The sequence below is a fragment of the Methylomonas sp. HW2-6 genome, assembly GCF_052474525.1.
Window position 1 is genome coordinate 3,857,402 of the sequence record NZ_CP184124.1, and the last position, 16,257, is coordinate 3,873,658.

Sequence of the window (16,257 nt, forward strand, 5' to 3'; positions counted from 1 at the left end):
CTTCAGGTCAATTAAGCTGCGTCGGCATCGGCGACGACGCAATTGCGACCGTTGCGCTTGGCGCGATACAAGGCCTGATCGACCCGCTCGAAGAACGCCTGCTCGGTTTCCGTCATCGTAAACTCGCCGGCGCCGATACTGACGGTCGTCCGAATTTGGCGCGGGAAAACCAGATTGGCGATCGTCTGGCGGACTCGTTCCGCAAATTCGACGGCATTATCGACCGGCGTATGCGGCAACAAAATCGCAAATTCTTCGCCGCCCCAGCGCGTTACGTCGTCAACGGCCCGGACCAGGCCGCGCAGAGCGGATGCCAGCACTTTCAAGACTTCGTCGCCCACCATGTGGCCGTGGCTGTCGTTGACGTTTTTGAAATGGTCGATGTCGATCAGCAATAACGAAAACGGCGTCGACCGGTAACGCCGCATGCGCTGAATTTCTTCTTCCAGCCGTTTCTGCAGCATGCGCCGGTTACCGATACCGGTCAACGGATCGCTAAGCGCCGTTTTTTCCAATCCCGTTGCTTTCGATTCCAGAAAACTGACCAATTCCTTCAGTTCGCTGGCATGGTGTTTGACCAAATCGATCCAGGTGCCGTAGGCAAATCCGACCAGCTCGCTTTGAGTGACGACGCCGACCAAACGCCGGTTTTCGTCCACGACGACCGAGCGTTTGATCTTTAAGGTCTTCAATTGCATCAAGGCGTCGTGTATCGTCGCGCCGGTATCGGTGGTTGCGACCGGGCTGGTCATGTATTCCGTCAACGGCAAATCGGTAGCGCTGCCGGACGACAAAATCCGGAAAATGTCTTTGGTGGTGATGATGCCGACCGGGATCCCGGCGTCGATCACGATAATCGAATCTTCCAGTTTCCGCAGGTGACTCAGTACGTCTTCCAGGATCCAGTCCGGCGAAAACGTGACCGGCTCGGTGCGGGAAATCAGTTCGCCTATGGTTTTCTTTTGCACCAATACCGTCGGATCGACCGCCGAGAGGATATCGGTATAGGTCAAGATGCCTACCAGCTCGCCGCCGGCCCCTACCGCCCCCAGATAACGGTCGCCGCTATTTTCCAGCACCTCCAGCCCCACCAATATATGTTCGCTCTCGTCCAGACAGGCAATTTTGCGAATCGGCAACTCGCCGAGGGTCACGCCGCTGCGGCCGCCTGAATGGACGTGTTGCAACAGATTTTCGACCGAAAACACGTAGTGGCCGTCCGCCTGCTCGATGACGACGCTGCTGACATTGTTCCGGCTCAGCAACTCGGAGACCTCGCGCACACTCATATCGAGCGATGCTCGCAAGATTTGACGCTGGGCAATAGCGCCGATAGTAGGAAACAGAGTCAATTCCATCAAAGGGTAATTCGGTTAGCAGTTGAAGTTAAACCGGTATCGCAAAAAGGATTGGCCGGACGTTTATCGGCCGGGACTCAGGCCGCCCAGTCCACTGCAGCCGCTCCGGGATAACGAGGCTTCACGCCCCCACGGAGAATTTTTTCACAAGACTCGGTACGCCGTTGATCTTGACCATAAATTCGTCGTAACCGCGCAGCAATTCGGTCACGGATTTAGCCCGCACTTTGCGCATCAAATTGGCCCGGTGAACTTTGACCGTTTTGATGGAAATATCCAGCTGTTCCGCTATTTCCCGGTTCGTCAGGCCGCTCACCACCATTTGGCAGGTCTGCAATTCTCGGCGGGTTAAACTTTTGAAGTCGCTGAGTCGGCGCCTATCGCGCTCGTGCGATGCCAACGAATTTTCCAACACCTGCTGCATCTGCTCCAGCCGAAACGGTTTCTCGATAAAATCGAACAGGCCGGAATTGATCGCCTGCACCGCCCTGGACAAGCGCCCGCTGCGGCTGATACAAATCCGCGGGCATTGGCCGAACAATTCGTCGAACGGGCCGTTGTCGAAGATGTCCAGAAACTCGGGATCGAACACCACGCTGGAAGCCAACTTGCCCGGATCGAAACTGTCACGGTTCTCGACAGTCCACCGACTCAATTCGTGACGACAGGCAAAATGCACCACCTCGGCCGCCAGCGGTTCGGCCATCCGCAAAATGCCCTTGTAGGAAGAGATGTCTTCGTCGACAACCAGGATTACTCGGTCGAATTTCATGGGTTGGGATCAAGCAAAATAAACTGGGGCAAATCAAATATGCCTTTAAAAATTTCCGGATTCTAGCCACATCCATTGTTTTGTCTATAGGCCCAAATACCTATACACAAAGTTGCTGCGCGCGACCCCGGCGCAACTTGCGCCAAGACTTTCCGCCGACCTGTTTGTATAATCCGGGCAACATTCTCAACCAACCCTATGCCATGCCAAGCCCATTCCAGCGTATCGGCCTCGTCGGCAAGTTCGGCGACCCCGGAATCGCGCCGACGCTGAACCAACTCTACCGCTATCTGCTGCGCCGGGGTTTTCAAGTGGCGGTGGAAAGCCAAAGCGCCGATTTGATCGAGAACGCCGACGTCACCGGCGTCTACATCGAGCGTTTGCCGGAGCATTGCGATCTGATGATGGCCTTGGGTGGTGACGGCACCTTCCTGGCCGCGGCGCGGGCGGTGGCGGATTTCGACGTGCCGTTGCTGGGCGTCAATCTGGGCCGGCTCGGATTTCTGGCGGATATCTCGCCGGAACAACTCTCCGGCAGCCTGGAACAGATTCTGGCCGGCAACTACAAAACCGAGCAACGCCACTTATTGAATGCGGCCATCATCCGCGACGGCACGCTGATCCACCAGCAAACCGCGGTCAACGAAGTGGTGGTGCACCGCTGGGTCACGCCGAGCATGATCGAGATCGTCACCAGCATCGACGGTGTCTATCTCAACACACAACGCTCGGACGGCTTGATCGTCGCCACGCCGACCGGTTCCACCGCCTATTCGCTGTCGGCCGGCGGCCCCATCCTGCATCCTGCGTTGCACGCCCTGGTCTTGGTGCCGCTGAATCCGCATACCTTGTCCAACCGGCCGATCGTGATCGACGACAAAGTCACCATCGAAGTCCGCTTCAGTCGCGCCAAACAAATCAATGCCCTGGTGACCTGCGACCATCTGGAAATTCCGGACGTCCGCATCAACGACAAGATCGTCATCAAGAAGGCCGAGAAACCGATTACAATTCTGCACCCGGCAGATCACGATTTTTTCCATATCCTGAGAAGCAAACTCAACTGGAGCGGCTACCCCGCCTGAACCCATGCTGCTGAACCTGAACATTCTCGACCTGGCCGTGGTCGACGCCCTGGATCTGGACCTCGACCCCGGCATGTCGGTATTGACCGGCGAAACCGGCGCCGGCAAATCCATCCTGTTGACCGCGCTGGGCCTGGCGCTCGGCGACCGCGCCGATTCCGGCTACGTCCGTCCCGGCAGCAAACGGGCCGAGATCAATATCGAATTCGATTTGAGCAAGGCGCCGCTGGTCAAACAATGGCTGGCCGACCAAGAGTTGGACGACGACAGCCAGTGCCTGATCCGGCGCACGGTCAGCGAGGACGGCCGCTCCAAAGCTTACATCAACAACCGTCCGGTCAATCTGCAGACCCTGCAGGCCTTGAGCCGGCAATTGGTGGAAATCCACGGCCAACACGCCCATTTGACCTTGCTGGACGGCGAAGAGCAACGCCGGCTGCTGGACGGCTTCGCCAACAATCAGACCTTGTTGGAACAACTCAACGCGTGTTACCAAAACTGGCGTCAGGCGCACAAGGAATTGCAGCAACTGCTAAAGGCCGGCAGCGACCAGGCCGAGCGCGAGGAATTGCTGCGCTACCAACTGGAAGAACTGCAGCAACTGGACCTGGAAAACTTCGATTACCAGGCCCTGGCCGACGAACACCACAAACTGGCCAACCTCGGTAAAATTCTCGGCGTCGGCCAACAACAACTCGAGATTTTGTACGACAACGACCAGCAGTCGGTCGCCGACATGCTGGGCCACGTGATTCACGCACTACAAGAGCTGAGCCAATACGCAGCGGAACTGAGCGGCGTGGCGGAACTGCTCGGCGACGCCGAAATCCAGATCGGCGAGGCCACCCAGCAATTGCGCCGCTTCCTGGAAAACCAGGAGGCCGATCCGCAGCAGCTGGCCTGGCTGGAAACCCAAATCGGCGTGATCCAGTCGCTCAGCCGCAAACACAAAGTCCAGCCGGAAGAACTGCCGGCCCTGGCCGCGGGCTTGAGCGAAGAATTGCACAATCTCAGCCACAGCAGCGAACGCATCGAAGCGCTGCACGCCGACTGCGAACGTTTGCTGAACCAGTACCGCAAACTGGCCGCCGAATTGTCAGCCAACCGGCGCCAGGCCGGCACCGAACTGCAGCAACGGATTTCCGACGCGATCAAGGAACTGGGCATGCCGCACGGCGAATTCATCGTCAAACTGCAGACGCCGGAACAGGCCGAACCGCTGCGCAACGGCCTGGACCAGATCGAATTCCTGGTCAGCACCAATCCCGGCCTGCCGGCCAAACCTTTGGCTAAAGTAGCCTCCGGCGGCGAATTGTCGCGCATCAGTCTGGCGATTCAAGTTACAACCAGCACCGACAAAACCACGCCGACCATGATCTTCGACGAGGTCGATTCCGGTATCGGCGGCGGCATCGCCGAAATCGTCGGTCAGAAACTGCGCCGGCTCAGCCGCAACCGCCAGGTGCTGTGCGTGACTCACCTGCCGCAGGTCGCGGCTCAAGCTCACCAGCACCTGTTCGTCGCCAAAAACCAGAAGGCCGCCGTCACCTCGTCCAGCGTCCGCCGGCTCAGCGAGGAGGAACGGGTGCATGAAGTGGCGCGGATGCTGGGCGGCGTCACCATCACCGAAAACACGCTGGCCCATGCCAGGGAAATGCTGGCCTCGGGCGGATCGGCCGACGACCGGCACTAAGGCCTGCGCCGCGGTTCATTTTCGCGACAGGCTCAACACCCCGGCCAACACCAGCGCCGCACCGGCCATTTGCAAGGTGCTCAGTTGTTCGCCGAGAAACACGTTCGCTAAAAACAGCGTCGCCACCGGCCCAAGCGCGCCGATCAGCGAAGCATGGCTGGAGCCTATGATCCGGATCGCGGCCGACAGCATGAATACCGGCAACACGGTCGACACAATCGCCATCCAAAAACTCAATTGATAGACCCGAGCCGAGACCAGCAGCGCCTGCGGCGGATGGGTCAACAGGAATTGGATCAGCGTTGCCGCACAGGCCACCAGCATCGCGTAGGCGGTAAAGCGCGACGCACCAATCCTGGCCACCGTCTCGCCGGTGCCGATCAGATACGCCGCGTAAGTCAACGTGCTGGCAAACACAAAACCGGCGCCCAACCACAAATGTTCGGCCTGCAACGTCACTTGATCGCTGAACACCACGCCGATCCCGGCGTAACTGAGCAACAAGGCGACGATCTCTTTGCGGCCGAACGGTTTATGCAACAACAGCGCCGACAACACCACGACCAAGGTCGGATACAAAAACAGAATCAAGCGTTCCAGACCGGCGGAGATATATTGCAGGCCGATGAAGTCGAACAGGCTGGACAGGTAATAACCCAGCAGGCCCAATAACAACAACGCCGCGTAATCTCGCCGGTTCAAGGCCTGCGCCGGTTTTTGCCAGGCATGGCGCAAGGCCACGATCAGGAAAAACGGCGCCGAAAACAGCATCCGCAACGCCAACAAAGTCACGGCATCGACCGCTTCGCCATAAGCAAGCTTGACGAAAATGGCTTTGCCGGAAAAACCGATCGCGGCCAAAGTCGCCAAACCAAAGCCGAGCAAACGGCGGTGTTGAAATGAATGGGTGGAAACGGTTGTAGCCATTGGGCCTCCTGAATCGATGCGGGCCTTTGGCAAATGACGAAGCAACTGCGGCAAGCCCGCGGTTGCTTGAAAGTTTTTAGAAAAACGCAAACACCACGGCAATAGGTAAGCCCCATAGCCAGCGGCGTTTATTGACGAGAAAAAGCAGATTGGAAAGTATCATGGGCAGGATAGTAGCCGGATTTGGTCCGTTAGTACAACAAAAAATGGCTATGTGCCTGCCAAGGTTGGAATGAAAGCCGCCGGGTTTTATGTTGTGCCACGTTATTTGGGCTGGATTTCGGTTCTCAGGAGATTCGCCGCTTGGTAAGATAAGGCGCGATTGTCTTGTTACACCCCATAAGCGACAGTTGGCTGAACTTTCCAATTACCGCTAATGGATAATAAACGGAATCTGCATTCGTGGACGTAGGCTGGGTTGAATGATAATGAAACCCAGCTAAAAGCCGTTAAAGCTGGGTATCGCTGCCGCTCCACCCAGCCTACGGCCCTTAGGCTTCCTTCTGACAAGCCCTCACGGCCTTGCCTTTGCCCACGGCTAGTCGTTATGATCGCTAACATGATTAACGTTGAATTCTCCGACTGGGGACTTGCACCCCATAAGTTCATGCCCATGCTGGGCGTACACATTTTGCTCAAGCCGACCCGCTTCCGCTGCGCTCCAGCGGTCAGCTTAGTTCTACGCTAGGCTCCTCGAATTGATATGCAGGAGCACCATAGTTCTATGACCCATTCGACTAAAGAAGAGCTAATTGATTTACTCGAGGATATGTTCTCATTGGCAAAATCTTTGCTTGACGAAAGCGAACGCGCAACTGTAATTCTCGCTGCAGCTCGGCTAGACGTAGATCTAGAGCGGCTTCTCAAACGACTCCTAGCACCGCATCCTGGTGGTACGGATCCCCTTTTCGAAGGAGATCGAATGCTTGGAACCTTCTCAGCCAAGATCGCCTTTGCTCATCGGCTTGGAGCCATTGACTCAAGCTTCGAACACGCACTGCAAATGCTGAGAAAAATCAGAAATGATTTTGCGCATCAGCTAGACCAAGAATCACTATCAAGTCAAAGACAGAAACTTAGGCTACTTGAACTTACTCGATGGGCGGAAAACTCAGAGATATATCAAAGTGGCATCAAGGCGTTTGAGTCGCAGGCTAAGAGCAAGGAGCATCTTCAGTTCATTGTGTGCACCGTGTGCATGACGGTGTTACTACGCGCTGGCGTTAAGAAGTACCGCCAAATTCAAATGTCAAAGCCACTTTCAATTGCCGGCACATAGCGTTCGATTCACACGGCCGTACGACGGATAAACGGTTGACGTAAGATGGATTCGAGAAGCAATCCACCATGGATGACATTCGAGATATCCGCCCTGCTTGATCTTGCGTTTGAATAGGGTTTTCGCGGATTGTCGCTGCGCTCCGAATCCGCCGTAAGCCTTCCTCCATAATTTGGACGGGTGGATTAAACATTTTTGTTGCCTCGGCAGCCGACGGCGATCATCGGACGTTTTCAGCCCACATTTGCCTTACACCGGCAACACCCCGCCCAAAGCGCGCACCAGCGCGACGTAACTCAACAAATTCAACGACGTCAATTTCCGGCTTTCCGCCTGAATTTTGCGGTAGCGGTTCAAGCCGGCCCGCAATTGTTTCTGTTCGATATACTCGGCGCAGGAACTGCACCCGTGGGCCAGCATTTGCTTGACCCATTCGCCGGCGTAGCGGCGTAAATCCGCCTGCAATGCGGCGCAAACGCTCCTGACCCAAAAATCGCGTTGCGGAATCTGCGCCAATTGCTGCGCCAGCGGGCGAATAGCCAAGGTTTGGTCGACGGATTGCAGCAAGCGGTCGACAGTGGCGAAATCGCGCCCCGATTCCCCGACCAGCGCCGCCAGCCACAAAAAGTCGGGCAGGCTTTCGATAAAACCCATCTCGGCCGCCAAATCGTCCGCCATTCCGGCTTGTGCATACTCGCTGGCATCCGGGACCGGATAGTCGGCAAGGCGGTAGCGGCGGTAGTCTGCCAGCAACGTTTGATACACGGCGACCGTGTCGGCGTCGGCTACGACCGCCGGCTGCCGGGCCGCAGCCCAGACGCACAAGCCGGATAAAGCCTGTTCCAGTTTCAGCAAGGCACCATAGCGGCTAGCGTTGGCCAGCTCCGGCCCGGCTGCCGCAATCCGCGTCCGCAATGCATCGCCGGCCAACGCCTGATCGAAAGCCAGATAGGCGTCGACTACCGCCAATATGCTGCCGTTCTCACCGTCATCAAGCGCCAGAAAGCTGCTGCCGGCCTGATTGACGATCCGGTTGGCGATCACGGTGGCCTTGATCTCGGCCGCCAACGGATGCTCGGCCAGCTGGGCGCCGAAGCGATCGCGCAGCGGCGCGGGAAAATAGGCCGCCAGGTAAGGCTGGTAGCAAGGCTCATCCAGGTGGACGCGCGCTTTCTCCAATTGCCGCGCCAGAAACATTTTCGCGGCGGCCATCAACACGGCCAATTCCGGTCGGGTCAGGATCTGCCCCGGCCGACTCAGAATATCCTTGGTCTCCGGAAACGATTCGACGCCACGATCCAGAAAACCGGCCGCCTCCAGCCGCTCAGCGACCTGGATGAACAAGCCCGGATCGGCCTGACAACGAATTTGGTCCAGCGACAGGCACTGGCTTTGGGCGATGTTGTCCTGCAATACCGCGGCGCATACTGCGTCGGTCAGGCTTTCGAACAAGCTCTGGCAATCGTCGACCAGTTTTTGCTTGTGCAGGCCGGCGAGCAATATTTTCAGATTGACCTCGTGGTCAGAGGTATCGACCCCGGCGGAATTGTCCACCGCGTCGGTGTTGATCCGGCCGCCGCGCAAGGCGTACTCGATTCTGGCGGCCTGGGTAAAACCCAGGTTGGCGCCCTCGCCGACCACCAGCGCCCGCAATTCGCCGGCGTCGATGCGGACGTTGTCGTTGCCGCGGTCGCCGACATCGGCGTGCCGTTCCGCACCGGCTTTGACATAGGTGCCGATCCCGCCCAGCCACAACAATTCCACCGGCGCCTTCAGCAGGTACTGGATCAAGGCTTCGCCGTCTATGCTGCGGTAGCGGATGCCGAGCCAGTTCTTCAGTTCCGGCGACACCGGAATGTCCTTATCGCTACGGTTATAGACCCCGCCGCCGGCCGAGATCAAATTTCGGTCGTAATCCTGCCAACTGGAACCGGGCAATTCGAACAAGCGTTTGCGCTCGTTGAACGCGGCAGCGCCGGCCGGCGGGTTCGGATCGATAAAGATATGCTGGCCGCTGAACGCGGCTTGCAAGCGAATGCAGGGCGACAGCAGCATGCCGTTGCCGAACACGTCGCCGTCCATACTACCGATGCCGACCACGCTGAAAGCCTCGGTTTGAATGTCCTTGCCCATTTCCCGGAAATGGCGCTTGACGCATTCCCAGGCGCCGCGGGCAGTGATACCCAAGGCCTTGTGGTCGTAACCGTGCGAGCCGCCGCTGGCAAAGGCGTCGCCCAGCCAGAACCGGTACTCGGCCGCAACGGCATTGGCGATATCGGAAAATTTGGCCGTGCCTTTGTCGGCCGCCACCACCAGATAAGGGTCGGGGTCGTCGTGCACCACCAGTTGCGGCGACCCGACCACGACGCCGTCTCGCAGGTTGTCGGTCAAATCCAGCATGCCGCGGATCAGGCGACGGTAGGCCTGCTGCCCGGCCTGCCTGAAGTCCTGGTTCGAGCCGCCCGGTTTGACCACGAAACCACCCTTGGCGCCGGTCGGGATGATCAAGGCATTCTTGCTGATTTGAGTCTGCATCAGATCCAGGATTTCGGTACGGAAATCGTCGATCCGGTCCGACCAGCGGATGCCGCCGCGCGATACCCGGCCGCCGCGCAAATGGATGCCTTCCATATCCGCGGCGTGGACGTAAATCTCGTATTGCGGCCGCGGCGCCGGCATGTCGATCACGCCCAGGCTGTTGAGTTTGATCGCAATAAAATGCTCGGCAGCCTCGCGCCGCAGGTGGAAATTGCTGCGTACCGTGGCGTCGATCAAATTGAACAGGCCGCGCAAAATCCGATCGTGCTGGATATTCGCCACCGCCGCCATGGTTTGCAACAGTTGCATGCGCAACGGAAACAACACCTGCTCGTCCCTGACGGCGTAATCCTGCCATTCCGGATCGGGGCGAAACCGGGCTTCAAAATAATCGAACAGCCCGCGCGCGGCGGCGGGATTGGCAGCCAGCGCCTGCTGGATGGTGGCTTTGCTGGTCCAGTTGTGCAACTGCAGAAAATAATTGCGGTAAGTCCGCAACACGTCGCAATCGCGCCAATCCATGCCGGTCAAGGCCACCAAGCGGTTCAAGCCGTCGTTTTCGACCCAGCCCGCCATCACGGCCTGGATCGTGGCCAGCAGCTGCGGTTTGATCCGGTCCAAAGGCGGGCAATCGGCCGCCGCGGGTTCGACACTGAAACTTTTCAGATAAACCGTTTGCCGCTCCAGGCTCAACACGAACTGGACTTGGTCCAACACCCGCAAATTCAGGTTCTCCAGCACCGGAATGAACTCGTCCAGATAGCGTTGCCGGGTACCGTAAAAATGCAGGCGGTAAGCGTCGGTAGCGCCGGCCGGTTCCAACAATTCGGCCGATGGCACCGTTGGCCCGGACATTCGCTCCAGGTTGAGCAGATCGCGTACGGCTTGCTGCGGCGTAATTAGCGCCTGATAGTCGAAAGGCAAGGCAGAAGCGAGGTTTCGCCACAGCGCCGCGGCGTGCTCGGCGTCGAGCGCCTGCTGCAAGGCGACGAGAAGTTGTTCGTTCCAAGAAGGGTCCTGATGCTGCATGATCGATGCCCTATGTTATGAGGTGGCAGCCGGTTACCCGATTTCCCAGACTACGGCGCAGGCAAAAGCGGGTCGGCTTGATGGCTCCAGGATGCCACGGCGCCGGCTCATTTCAAATATTTGACCAGCTCCAGCACGTTGCAATCGGCTTGGCGAGTATAACTGACCTTATCCATCATCGACCGGATCAGAAACAAGCCCATGCCGCTTTCCGGCGCGGCGGCGAAATCGGGGCTGGGCACGGTCTCCAAGTCAAAACCCTGACCGTGGTCGTAGACTTTGATGGTCAACGTCTCGTCCAAAAGCTGGATCGTGACCCGCACCGTATCCTTGCTGGCGGCGTCGTGGGCGTGCTTGATCACGTTCGCCGCCGCTTCGGTCAGCACCAGGTTCAATTGGTAGGCCAGGGCTTCCCGGTCGCCGGCAAAGCCGTCCAACTCCCTGACGACGCGCTCGCCGATGCTGCCAACCAGATCCAGATATTTGGTGTGGGTCGGGATGATGACATCGACTTGGATGGCGGTGGGAGACATGGGCAAACTCGTCGGCTAACTCGGCAGCATATCCGCGGCATCGGCATAAATCTCGAACACGCGGTTCAGCCGGGTGATCTCGAACATGGACAGCACCTGCGGCTGGACGTTGCTCAGCGCAAACTGGCCGGCGTCGGCGGCGGTTCTTTTATAGGCCGACAACAATGCGCCCAGCCCGGAACTGTCGATGAAGCGGACGTCGGCCAATCGCACCAGAATCCGGTTTTCGCCGCTCTCGATCAATTGCGCCAGATAGTCCTTCAATTCGGCGGAATTGTGGGCATCGACCCGCGGTTCCCGAATAGTGACTACGCTTAAGCCGTGATTTTTTTCGAGTTCGAGTTTCATAGAAGCAAGTTGGGCAGAAACATTGGCGGCGGTTGTTCGGCCGCAGTCTAGCAGCAATCGGACAAAACCGGCGTGCTGCGGAAACTTCGATACCCAATCCAGTCTTACGTTCAACCTTCGCGCTGGTTTTTTCGTGCCGGCGCGGAACACTAATAGCCGTAGCTTTCCGGGAGGTGACGATGAACACGCAAAATGCCGAAAGTATCGGCCAATACTTGCTCGACCGGCTCTACGCCCACGGCGTTAGGGAGATTTTCGGCGTACCGGGCGATTACATCCTCGGCTTCTACGACCAGATGGTGCATAGCCCGATCCGCCATATCGGCACCACCCGCGAGGACACCGCGGCCTTTGCCGCCGACGGTTACGCCCGTTGTTCCGGCCTGGGCGCCGTCGCGGTGACTTACGGCGTCGGCGCGTTGAACACGGTCAATGCCGTCGCCGGTGCCTACGCCGAATCGTCGCCGGTGGTGGTGATCAGCGGCGCGCCGGGCGTGGACGAGCAGCGCAACGATCCCTTGCTGCATCACCGTTTCGGGCCGTTTACCTTTCAACGCGAAATCTTTGAGCGCATCACTTGCGCCTGTGTGGTCCTGAACGATCCGGTAATCGCATGTCGCCAAATCGACCAGGCGCTGGCCGCCGCGCGCCACTACTCCAAACCGGTTTACATCGAAATCCCGCGCGACCGGGTCAGAGTGCCGGGTTACTCCATGCCGGGCCCGGCGCCGGAAGTTTGCGGCAGCGACGAAACCGCATTGGCCGAAGCGGTGGCGGAAACGATGGAACTGGGCGAAAAATCGCGCTCGCCGATCATCGTTGCCGGAGTGGAGATCCATCGCCGCGGCTTGCAAGGGGTTCTTGTCGACTTGGTGAATCGCTCCGGCCTGCCGGTCGCGGCAACGTTGACCGGCAAGTCGGTGATCGCCGAACGGCACCCGGCCTATCTCGGTATTTACGAAGGCACCATGAGCGCCGAATACACCCGCTACCTGGTCGAGCAAGCCGATTTGTTGCTGATGCTGGGCGTGACGTTGAACGACGTCGACACCGGCATTTATACGGCCAAACTCGACCCGCAACGCATGGTCAGGGCGGCGCAGGACGAAGTGGTGATCAGCTCGCACCGTTACCCGCGGGTATTGCTGAAGGATTTCCTGCAGGCGTTGGCCAAATCGGTACCGGTGCGCACGGAAAAATTCGTTGCCGCGCCGGGTACTGTGACCGCAGCGGATTTTCCGTTGCCGGATCGCGCCATCACCACCGCGCGCCTGGTCAGCCGCTTGAATCAAGCTCTCAGCCCCGAGTTCATCGTGGTCTGCGACGTCGGCGACTGCCTGTTTGCGACGATCGATCTACAGGTGCACGAACAGTCGGAATTTTTGTCGTCGGCGTTTTACACCAGCATGGGCTTTGCCGTGCCGGCGGCGCTGGGCGCCCAAATCGCCCGCCGCGACCGGCGGGCGCTGATTCTGGTCGGCGACGGCGCATTCCAGATGACCGGTACCGAACTGGCGACCTTTGCCCGCCTGGGCCTGGACCCGATTGTGGTCGTCTTCAACAACCGCGGTTACAGTACCGAGCGCTTCATCCTGGAAGGCCCGTTTAACGACATCGGCGATTGGCGCTTCGATCGGCTCGGCGAAGTCTTCGGCCCGCTGCAAGGATACTCCGCCGGCACGGAGGCAGCGTTCGAAGCGGCACTCACAGCGGCACTGGCCAACCGCAGCTCGCCCAGCATCATCGACGTCCGTCTTGACCCGGCCGACGCCTCGGCCGCGATGCAGCGGCTGGCAGCGCATCTGCATAGCCGGGTCTGAGGCCGACCGGCCCGAGCCGAACCATGCGCCAACTGATCGATAGTCTGGCCTTCAATCTGTTGCTGGTCGGCTACGCGACCGGCAACGGCGAAACGACAAGTCCGGTAATCGACGGCGCCAATCGAGCCGCCGCCGCGCTGCTCGGTTACGGCGCACATGAGTTGTCAGGATTGGAGCTGGAGCGGATCTTGGCGCCGGCCAGCCTGACGCTGTGCCGGGCGGCGCTGGCGCGGGCCGGCGACCGGGAATCAGCCGAATGTTTCGAAGCAGAACTTCTGGCCAGATACCACAGCTTTCCGGCCTTGGTCACGGTCAGTACGCTACCGAGCTCCCGGTCTGACTTTGGCAAAGCCTTGTTATTGATCCAAGCCATCGATCCGGCCAACGATTTTTTGGTCATGCGCCGAGTCATCGAACAAAGCGCCAGTGCGATGATGGTGACCGACGCCAGCGGCCGCATCGTCTACGTCAACCCCCGCTTCTCGCTGCTGAGCGGATATGCCGAAGCCGAATTGTTAGGGCAAACTCCCAGTTTGCTGCAATCCGGAAAAATGTCGGCCCAGGATTATCAAGACCTGTGGCGGCAATTGACGGTCAGCGGCGAATGGCAGGGCGAAATTTGCAACCGGCACCAGACCGGCCGCGAATACTGGGTCGCGGAAAGCATCAGCGCGATCAAGGACAGCCTCGGCAACACCACCCACTATCTGGCGGTTGCCGAGGACATTACCGGCCGTAAAACCGTGGAATCGGCACTGGCCGAAAGCGAACAGCGTTTCCGGCAAATGGCGGATTTATCCGGCGAATGGCTGTGGGAACAGGACCCCAAGGGTTACTACCTGTACAGCAGCATCGCGGTCGAACAAATCCTGGGGCTGACGCCGGCACAAATCATCGGCAAACATTACACCGAACTGCTGACCGCGCAAGACCAGCAAGCCCATGTCGACCTGTCGTCCAGCCAGCAGTCGTTTCATGCCCTGGTCAACCATTACCGGCATCGGGACGGCCATCCGGTGATCACCGAATCGACCGGTCTGCCGTTACTCGATGCCGACGGCAAGCTGGTGAAATGGCGTGGGGTGGACAGGGACATTACGGCCCGGATGCAATATCAGCATGCCTTGATCGAGTCGGAAAAGCGTACGCGGCTGATCATCGAAAGCTCGATCAACGCCATCGTCATCATGGACGCCGACGGCATCGTCACCGATTGGAACCGGCGCGCCGAGCAGATGTTCGGCTGGCCGGCGGAATCGGCCATCGGCCGCCGCCTGGAAGATTTGATCATCCCGCCGCGGTTTCGCGCCGCACATCGCAACGGCATGCGCCGGTTTCTGGAAACCGGTAACGGCAAGATCTTGAACCGGCAAACCGAGCAAATCGCGCTCAGGCGCGACGGCAGCGAGTTTCCGGTCGAAATCAGCGTGGCACCATTGAAACTGGGCGACAGCTACATTTTCAGCGGCTTTATCCACGACATCTCCGGCCGCAAGGCGGCGGAGCGGCAAATTCGCCAGGCCCAGGTCGAATTGGCGGTGGCGCAAAACGAGCTGAAGATCGCCCAGCAAATCCAGGCCGGCTTGTCGCCGGCTGCGCCGTTGAAAACCGGCGAGTTCGAGATCACCGGAGTTTGCCTGCCGGCGGACAAGGTCGGCGGCGACTATTTCGATTATTTTTACCGCGACGGCGGGCGGCTGGACATCGTCATCGCCGACGTCTCCGGCCATTCGATCGGTCCGGCCCTGTTCATGGTCGAGACCCGCAGCGCGATCCGGATGAAAAGCAGTACCGAGGCCGGGCCGGAAGCGGTGCTGTCGGCGCTGAACCGGTTTTTATTCAACGACCTGAATCGGGCCGACTACTTCCTGACCTTGTTCTATTTGCAGGTCGATCCGGAACGCCGGCAATTGCATTTCGCCAACGCCGGCCACCCGCCGCCGTTGCTGTTCAACCGCCATAGCCGGCAGTTCGCCGAACTGGATGCCGACGGCCTGATCGTCGGCTTGCGCCAGGATGTTTGCTTCGAACGAAAAAGCGTCGAGTTGGCCGAGGGCGATTTGATAGTGCTCTACACCGACGGCCTGATCGAAGCGGAAAACGCCGAATTAGGTTTTTTCGGCCTGGATCGGGTCAAATCCGAAATTGCCGCCAACGCCGACTTGCCGCCACAAGCAATAATCGATGGGTTATTCGGGTGTTTGCGCCGATTCTGCGGCAGCGAAAAATTCGCCGACGATATCACCGTATTGGTGTTTAAATGGCATTGACCCCTTGGCTCAAAGGAGAAAGCTTCAACCGATAATGCCGATTTGCGAGGAGATCATGATGAATACAGTCCCCTTCTTCCCGAAATTACTGGTGTGCTGCGCAGTGTTGCTGGTTTTGATCGTGTTGCACATCATCCCGCTGCCGATTCTGGAACTGACGATTTTGTACGTGATGCTGTTGCGGCCGGCGTGGTTTAAAGACTTGGTCGACCAACTTTACAGCCGCTAGCCGAATGTTTGAGAGTTCGCAGCTTCATAACAGCGCGCGCAACCAGCGTTCCAACACGGACCGGATGTAGTTAAGTTCCTCAAGACTAAGTTCCCTGCCCTGCGCAATCGAGTGCCATTTTTCCAGGCAACCGCGACAGCAGCAGGCGGTAGCGTGTTGGGCGACGAACACCGGATGGCCGCGGTAAGGCGTTTGCTTGCCGTCGTTGAGCGGCTGGGCTGGGGCCAGTCGTTTGCCGATAAAGTCGTCGGCGTGGCTCAAGATGGTTGCGATGCCCTTGGTTTGCAGATACTGCAAATCCTTCGCGTTCAAGCGAAACTGGCTGCGAAACCGGGATTTGGCCAAACCGGCGAACAACTCGTCCAAATCCCGCATC

13 protein-coding genes are annotated in these 16,257 nt (G+C 58.6%); 6 read left to right on the top strand and 7 right to left on the bottom strand.

The window, feature by feature from the left end; translation table 11 throughout:
• Positions 1 to 11: 11 nt before the first annotated feature.
• Both ACH518_RS18540 and ACH518_RS18545 read right to left on the bottom strand, forming a co-directional pair.
• Entirely contained in the window at positions 12 to 1,358 is a 1,347-nt protein-coding gene (locus ACH518_RS18540; protein WP_445371156.1) for a diguanylate cyclase, read from the bottom strand.
• 121 nt (positions 1,359 to 1,479) lie between these two features.
• Complete coding sequence (locus ACH518_RS18545; RefSeq protein WP_278211269.1) at positions 1,480 to 2,130, bottom strand: LuxR C-terminal-related transcriptional regulator; 651 nt, start codon at positions 2,128 to 2,130, stop codon at positions 1,480 to 1,482.
• A gap of 203 nt (positions 2,131 to 2,333) precedes the next feature.
• Here ACH518_RS18545 and ACH518_RS18550 point away from each other — a divergent pair, with 203 nt between their 5' ends.
• Both ACH518_RS18550 and recN read left to right on the top strand, forming a co-directional pair.
• A complete protein-coding gene (locus ACH518_RS18550; RefSeq protein WP_445371157.1) occupies positions 2,334 to 3,215 on the top strand; it encodes an NAD(+) kinase in 882 nt (293 codons plus the stop codon).
• A gap of 4 nt (positions 3,216 to 3,219) precedes the next feature.
• Positions 3,220 to 4,908 carry a DNA repair protein RecN gene (gene recN, locus ACH518_RS18555; protein WP_445371158.1) on the top strand — a complete coding sequence of 563 codons (1,689 nt, stop codon included), beginning with the start codon at positions 3,220 to 3,222 and terminating at the stop codon, positions 4,906 to 4,908.
• Between the two features lie 15 nt (positions 4,909 to 4,923).
• Here recN and ACH518_RS18560 read toward each other — a convergent pair whose 3' ends face one another.
• Positions 4,924 to 5,835, bottom strand: coding sequence for a DMT family transporter (locus ACH518_RS18560; RefSeq protein ID WP_445371159.1), 912 nt, complete (start codon positions 5,833 to 5,835; stop codon positions 4,924 to 4,926).
• Positions 5,836 to 6,559: 724 nt separating this feature from the next.
• Here ACH518_RS18560 and ACH518_RS18565 point away from each other — a divergent pair.
• Positions 6,560 to 7,114: a hypothetical protein gene (locus ACH518_RS18565; protein WP_445371160.1), complete on the top strand. Its 555-nt coding sequence runs from the start codon at positions 6,560 to 6,562 to the stop codon at positions 7,112 to 7,114.
• A 249-nt stretch (positions 7,115 to 7,363) separates the two neighbouring features.
• On the opposite strand, the gene ACH518_RS18570 is transcribed toward ACH518_RS18565, so the two are convergent.
• The 3 genes from ACH518_RS18570 to ACH518_RS18580 form a co-directional block, all read right to left on the bottom strand.
• Positions 7,364 to 10,681: an NAD-glutamate dehydrogenase domain-containing protein gene (locus ACH518_RS18570; protein ID WP_445371161.1), complete on the bottom strand. Its 3,318-nt coding sequence runs from the start codon at positions 10,679 to 10,681 to the stop codon at positions 7,364 to 7,366.
• 107 nt (positions 10,682 to 10,788) lie between these two features.
• Positions 10,789 to 11,214, bottom strand: coding sequence for an ATP-binding protein (locus tag ACH518_RS18575; protein ID WP_278211263.1), 426 nt, complete (start codon positions 11,212 to 11,214; stop codon positions 10,789 to 10,791).
• Between the two features lie 15 nt (positions 11,215 to 11,229).
• On the bottom strand, positions 11,230 to 11,562 hold the full coding sequence (locus ACH518_RS18580; protein ID WP_140911161.1) for an STAS domain-containing protein: 333 nt from the start codon (positions 11,560 to 11,562) through the stop codon (positions 11,230 to 11,232).
• 179 nt (positions 11,563 to 11,741) lie between these two features.
• On the opposite strand from ACH518_RS18580, the gene ACH518_RS18585 reads away from it, so the two are divergent.
• The 3 genes from ACH518_RS18585 to ACH518_RS18595 are packed head-to-tail and all read left to right on the top strand — an operon-like array spanning position 11,742 to position 15,881.
• On the top strand, positions 11,742 to 13,382 hold the full coding sequence (locus ACH518_RS18585; protein WP_445371162.1) for an alpha-keto acid decarboxylase family protein: 1,641 nt from the start codon (positions 11,742 to 11,744) through the stop codon (positions 13,380 to 13,382).
• 23 nt (positions 13,383 to 13,405) lie between these two features.
• Positions 13,406 to 15,652: a SpoIIE family protein phosphatase gene (locus ACH518_RS18590; RefSeq protein ID WP_445371163.1), complete on the top strand. Its 2,247-nt coding sequence runs from the start codon at positions 13,406 to 13,408 to the stop codon at positions 15,650 to 15,652.
• A gap of 55 nt (positions 15,653 to 15,707) precedes the next feature.
• Positions 15,708 to 15,881, top strand: coding sequence for a hypothetical protein (locus ACH518_RS18595; protein ID WP_445371164.1), 174 nt, complete (start codon positions 15,708 to 15,710; stop codon positions 15,879 to 15,881).
• Positions 15,882 to 15,905: 24 nt separating this feature from the next.
• Here the strand turns inward: ACH518_RS18595 and ACH518_RS18600 are convergent, their stop codons facing one another.
• The gene (locus ACH518_RS18600; RefSeq protein WP_445371165.1) at positions 15,906 to 16,256 is read right to left on the bottom strand and encodes a DUF4186 domain-containing protein; all 351 of its coding nucleotides are present in this window, start codon (positions 16,254 to 16,256) and stop codon (positions 15,906 to 15,908) included.
• Position 16,257: the final 1 nt, after the last annotated feature.

Coding starts and splice junctions, on each gene's coding strand:
- ACH518_RS18600 (WP_445371165.1), bottom strand. CDS start 16,256: ATGCGGGATTTGGACGAGTTGTTCGCCGGTTTGGCCAAATCCCGGTTT.
- ACH518_RS18560 (WP_445371159.1), bottom strand. CDS start 5,835: ATGGCTACAACCGTTTCCACCCATTCATTTCAACACCGCCGTTTGCTC.
- ACH518_RS18590 (WP_445371163.1), top strand. CDS start 13,406: ATGCGCCAACTGATCGATAGTCTGGCCTTCAATCTGTTGCTGGTCGGC.
- ACH518_RS18550 (WP_445371157.1), top strand. CDS start 2,334: ATGCCAAGCCCATTCCAGCGTATCGGCCTCGTCGGCAAGTTCGGCGAC.
- recN (WP_445371158.1), top strand. CDS start 3,220: ATGCTGCTGAACCTGAACATTCTCGACCTGGCCGTGGTCGACGCCCTG.
- ACH518_RS18595 (WP_445371164.1), top strand. CDS start 15,708: ATGATGAATACAGTCCCCTTCTTCCCGAAATTACTGGTGTGCTGCGCA.
- ACH518_RS18540 (WP_445371156.1), bottom strand. CDS start 1,358: ATGGAATTGACTCTGTTTCCTACTATCGGCGCTATTGCCCAGCGTCAA.
- ACH518_RS18570 (WP_445371161.1), bottom strand. CDS start 10,681: ATGCAGCATCAGGACCCTTCTTGGAACGAACAACTTCTCGTCGCCTTG.
- ACH518_RS18565 (WP_445371160.1), top strand. CDS start 6,560: ATGACCCATTCGACTAAAGAAGAGCTAATTGATTTACTCGAGGATATG.
- ACH518_RS18545 (WP_278211269.1), bottom strand. CDS start 2,130: ATGAAATTCGACCGAGTAATCCTGGTTGTCGACGAAGACATCTCTTCC.
- ACH518_RS18575 (WP_278211263.1), bottom strand. CDS start 11,214: ATGTCTCCCACCGCCATCCAAGTCGATGTCATCATCCCGACCCACACC.
- ACH518_RS18580 (WP_140911161.1), bottom strand. CDS start 11,562: ATGAAACTCGAACTCGAAAAAAATCACGGCTTAAGCGTAGTCACTATT.
- ACH518_RS18585 (WP_445371162.1), top strand. CDS start 11,742: ATGAACACGCAAAATGCCGAAAGTATCGGCCAATACTTGCTCGACCGG.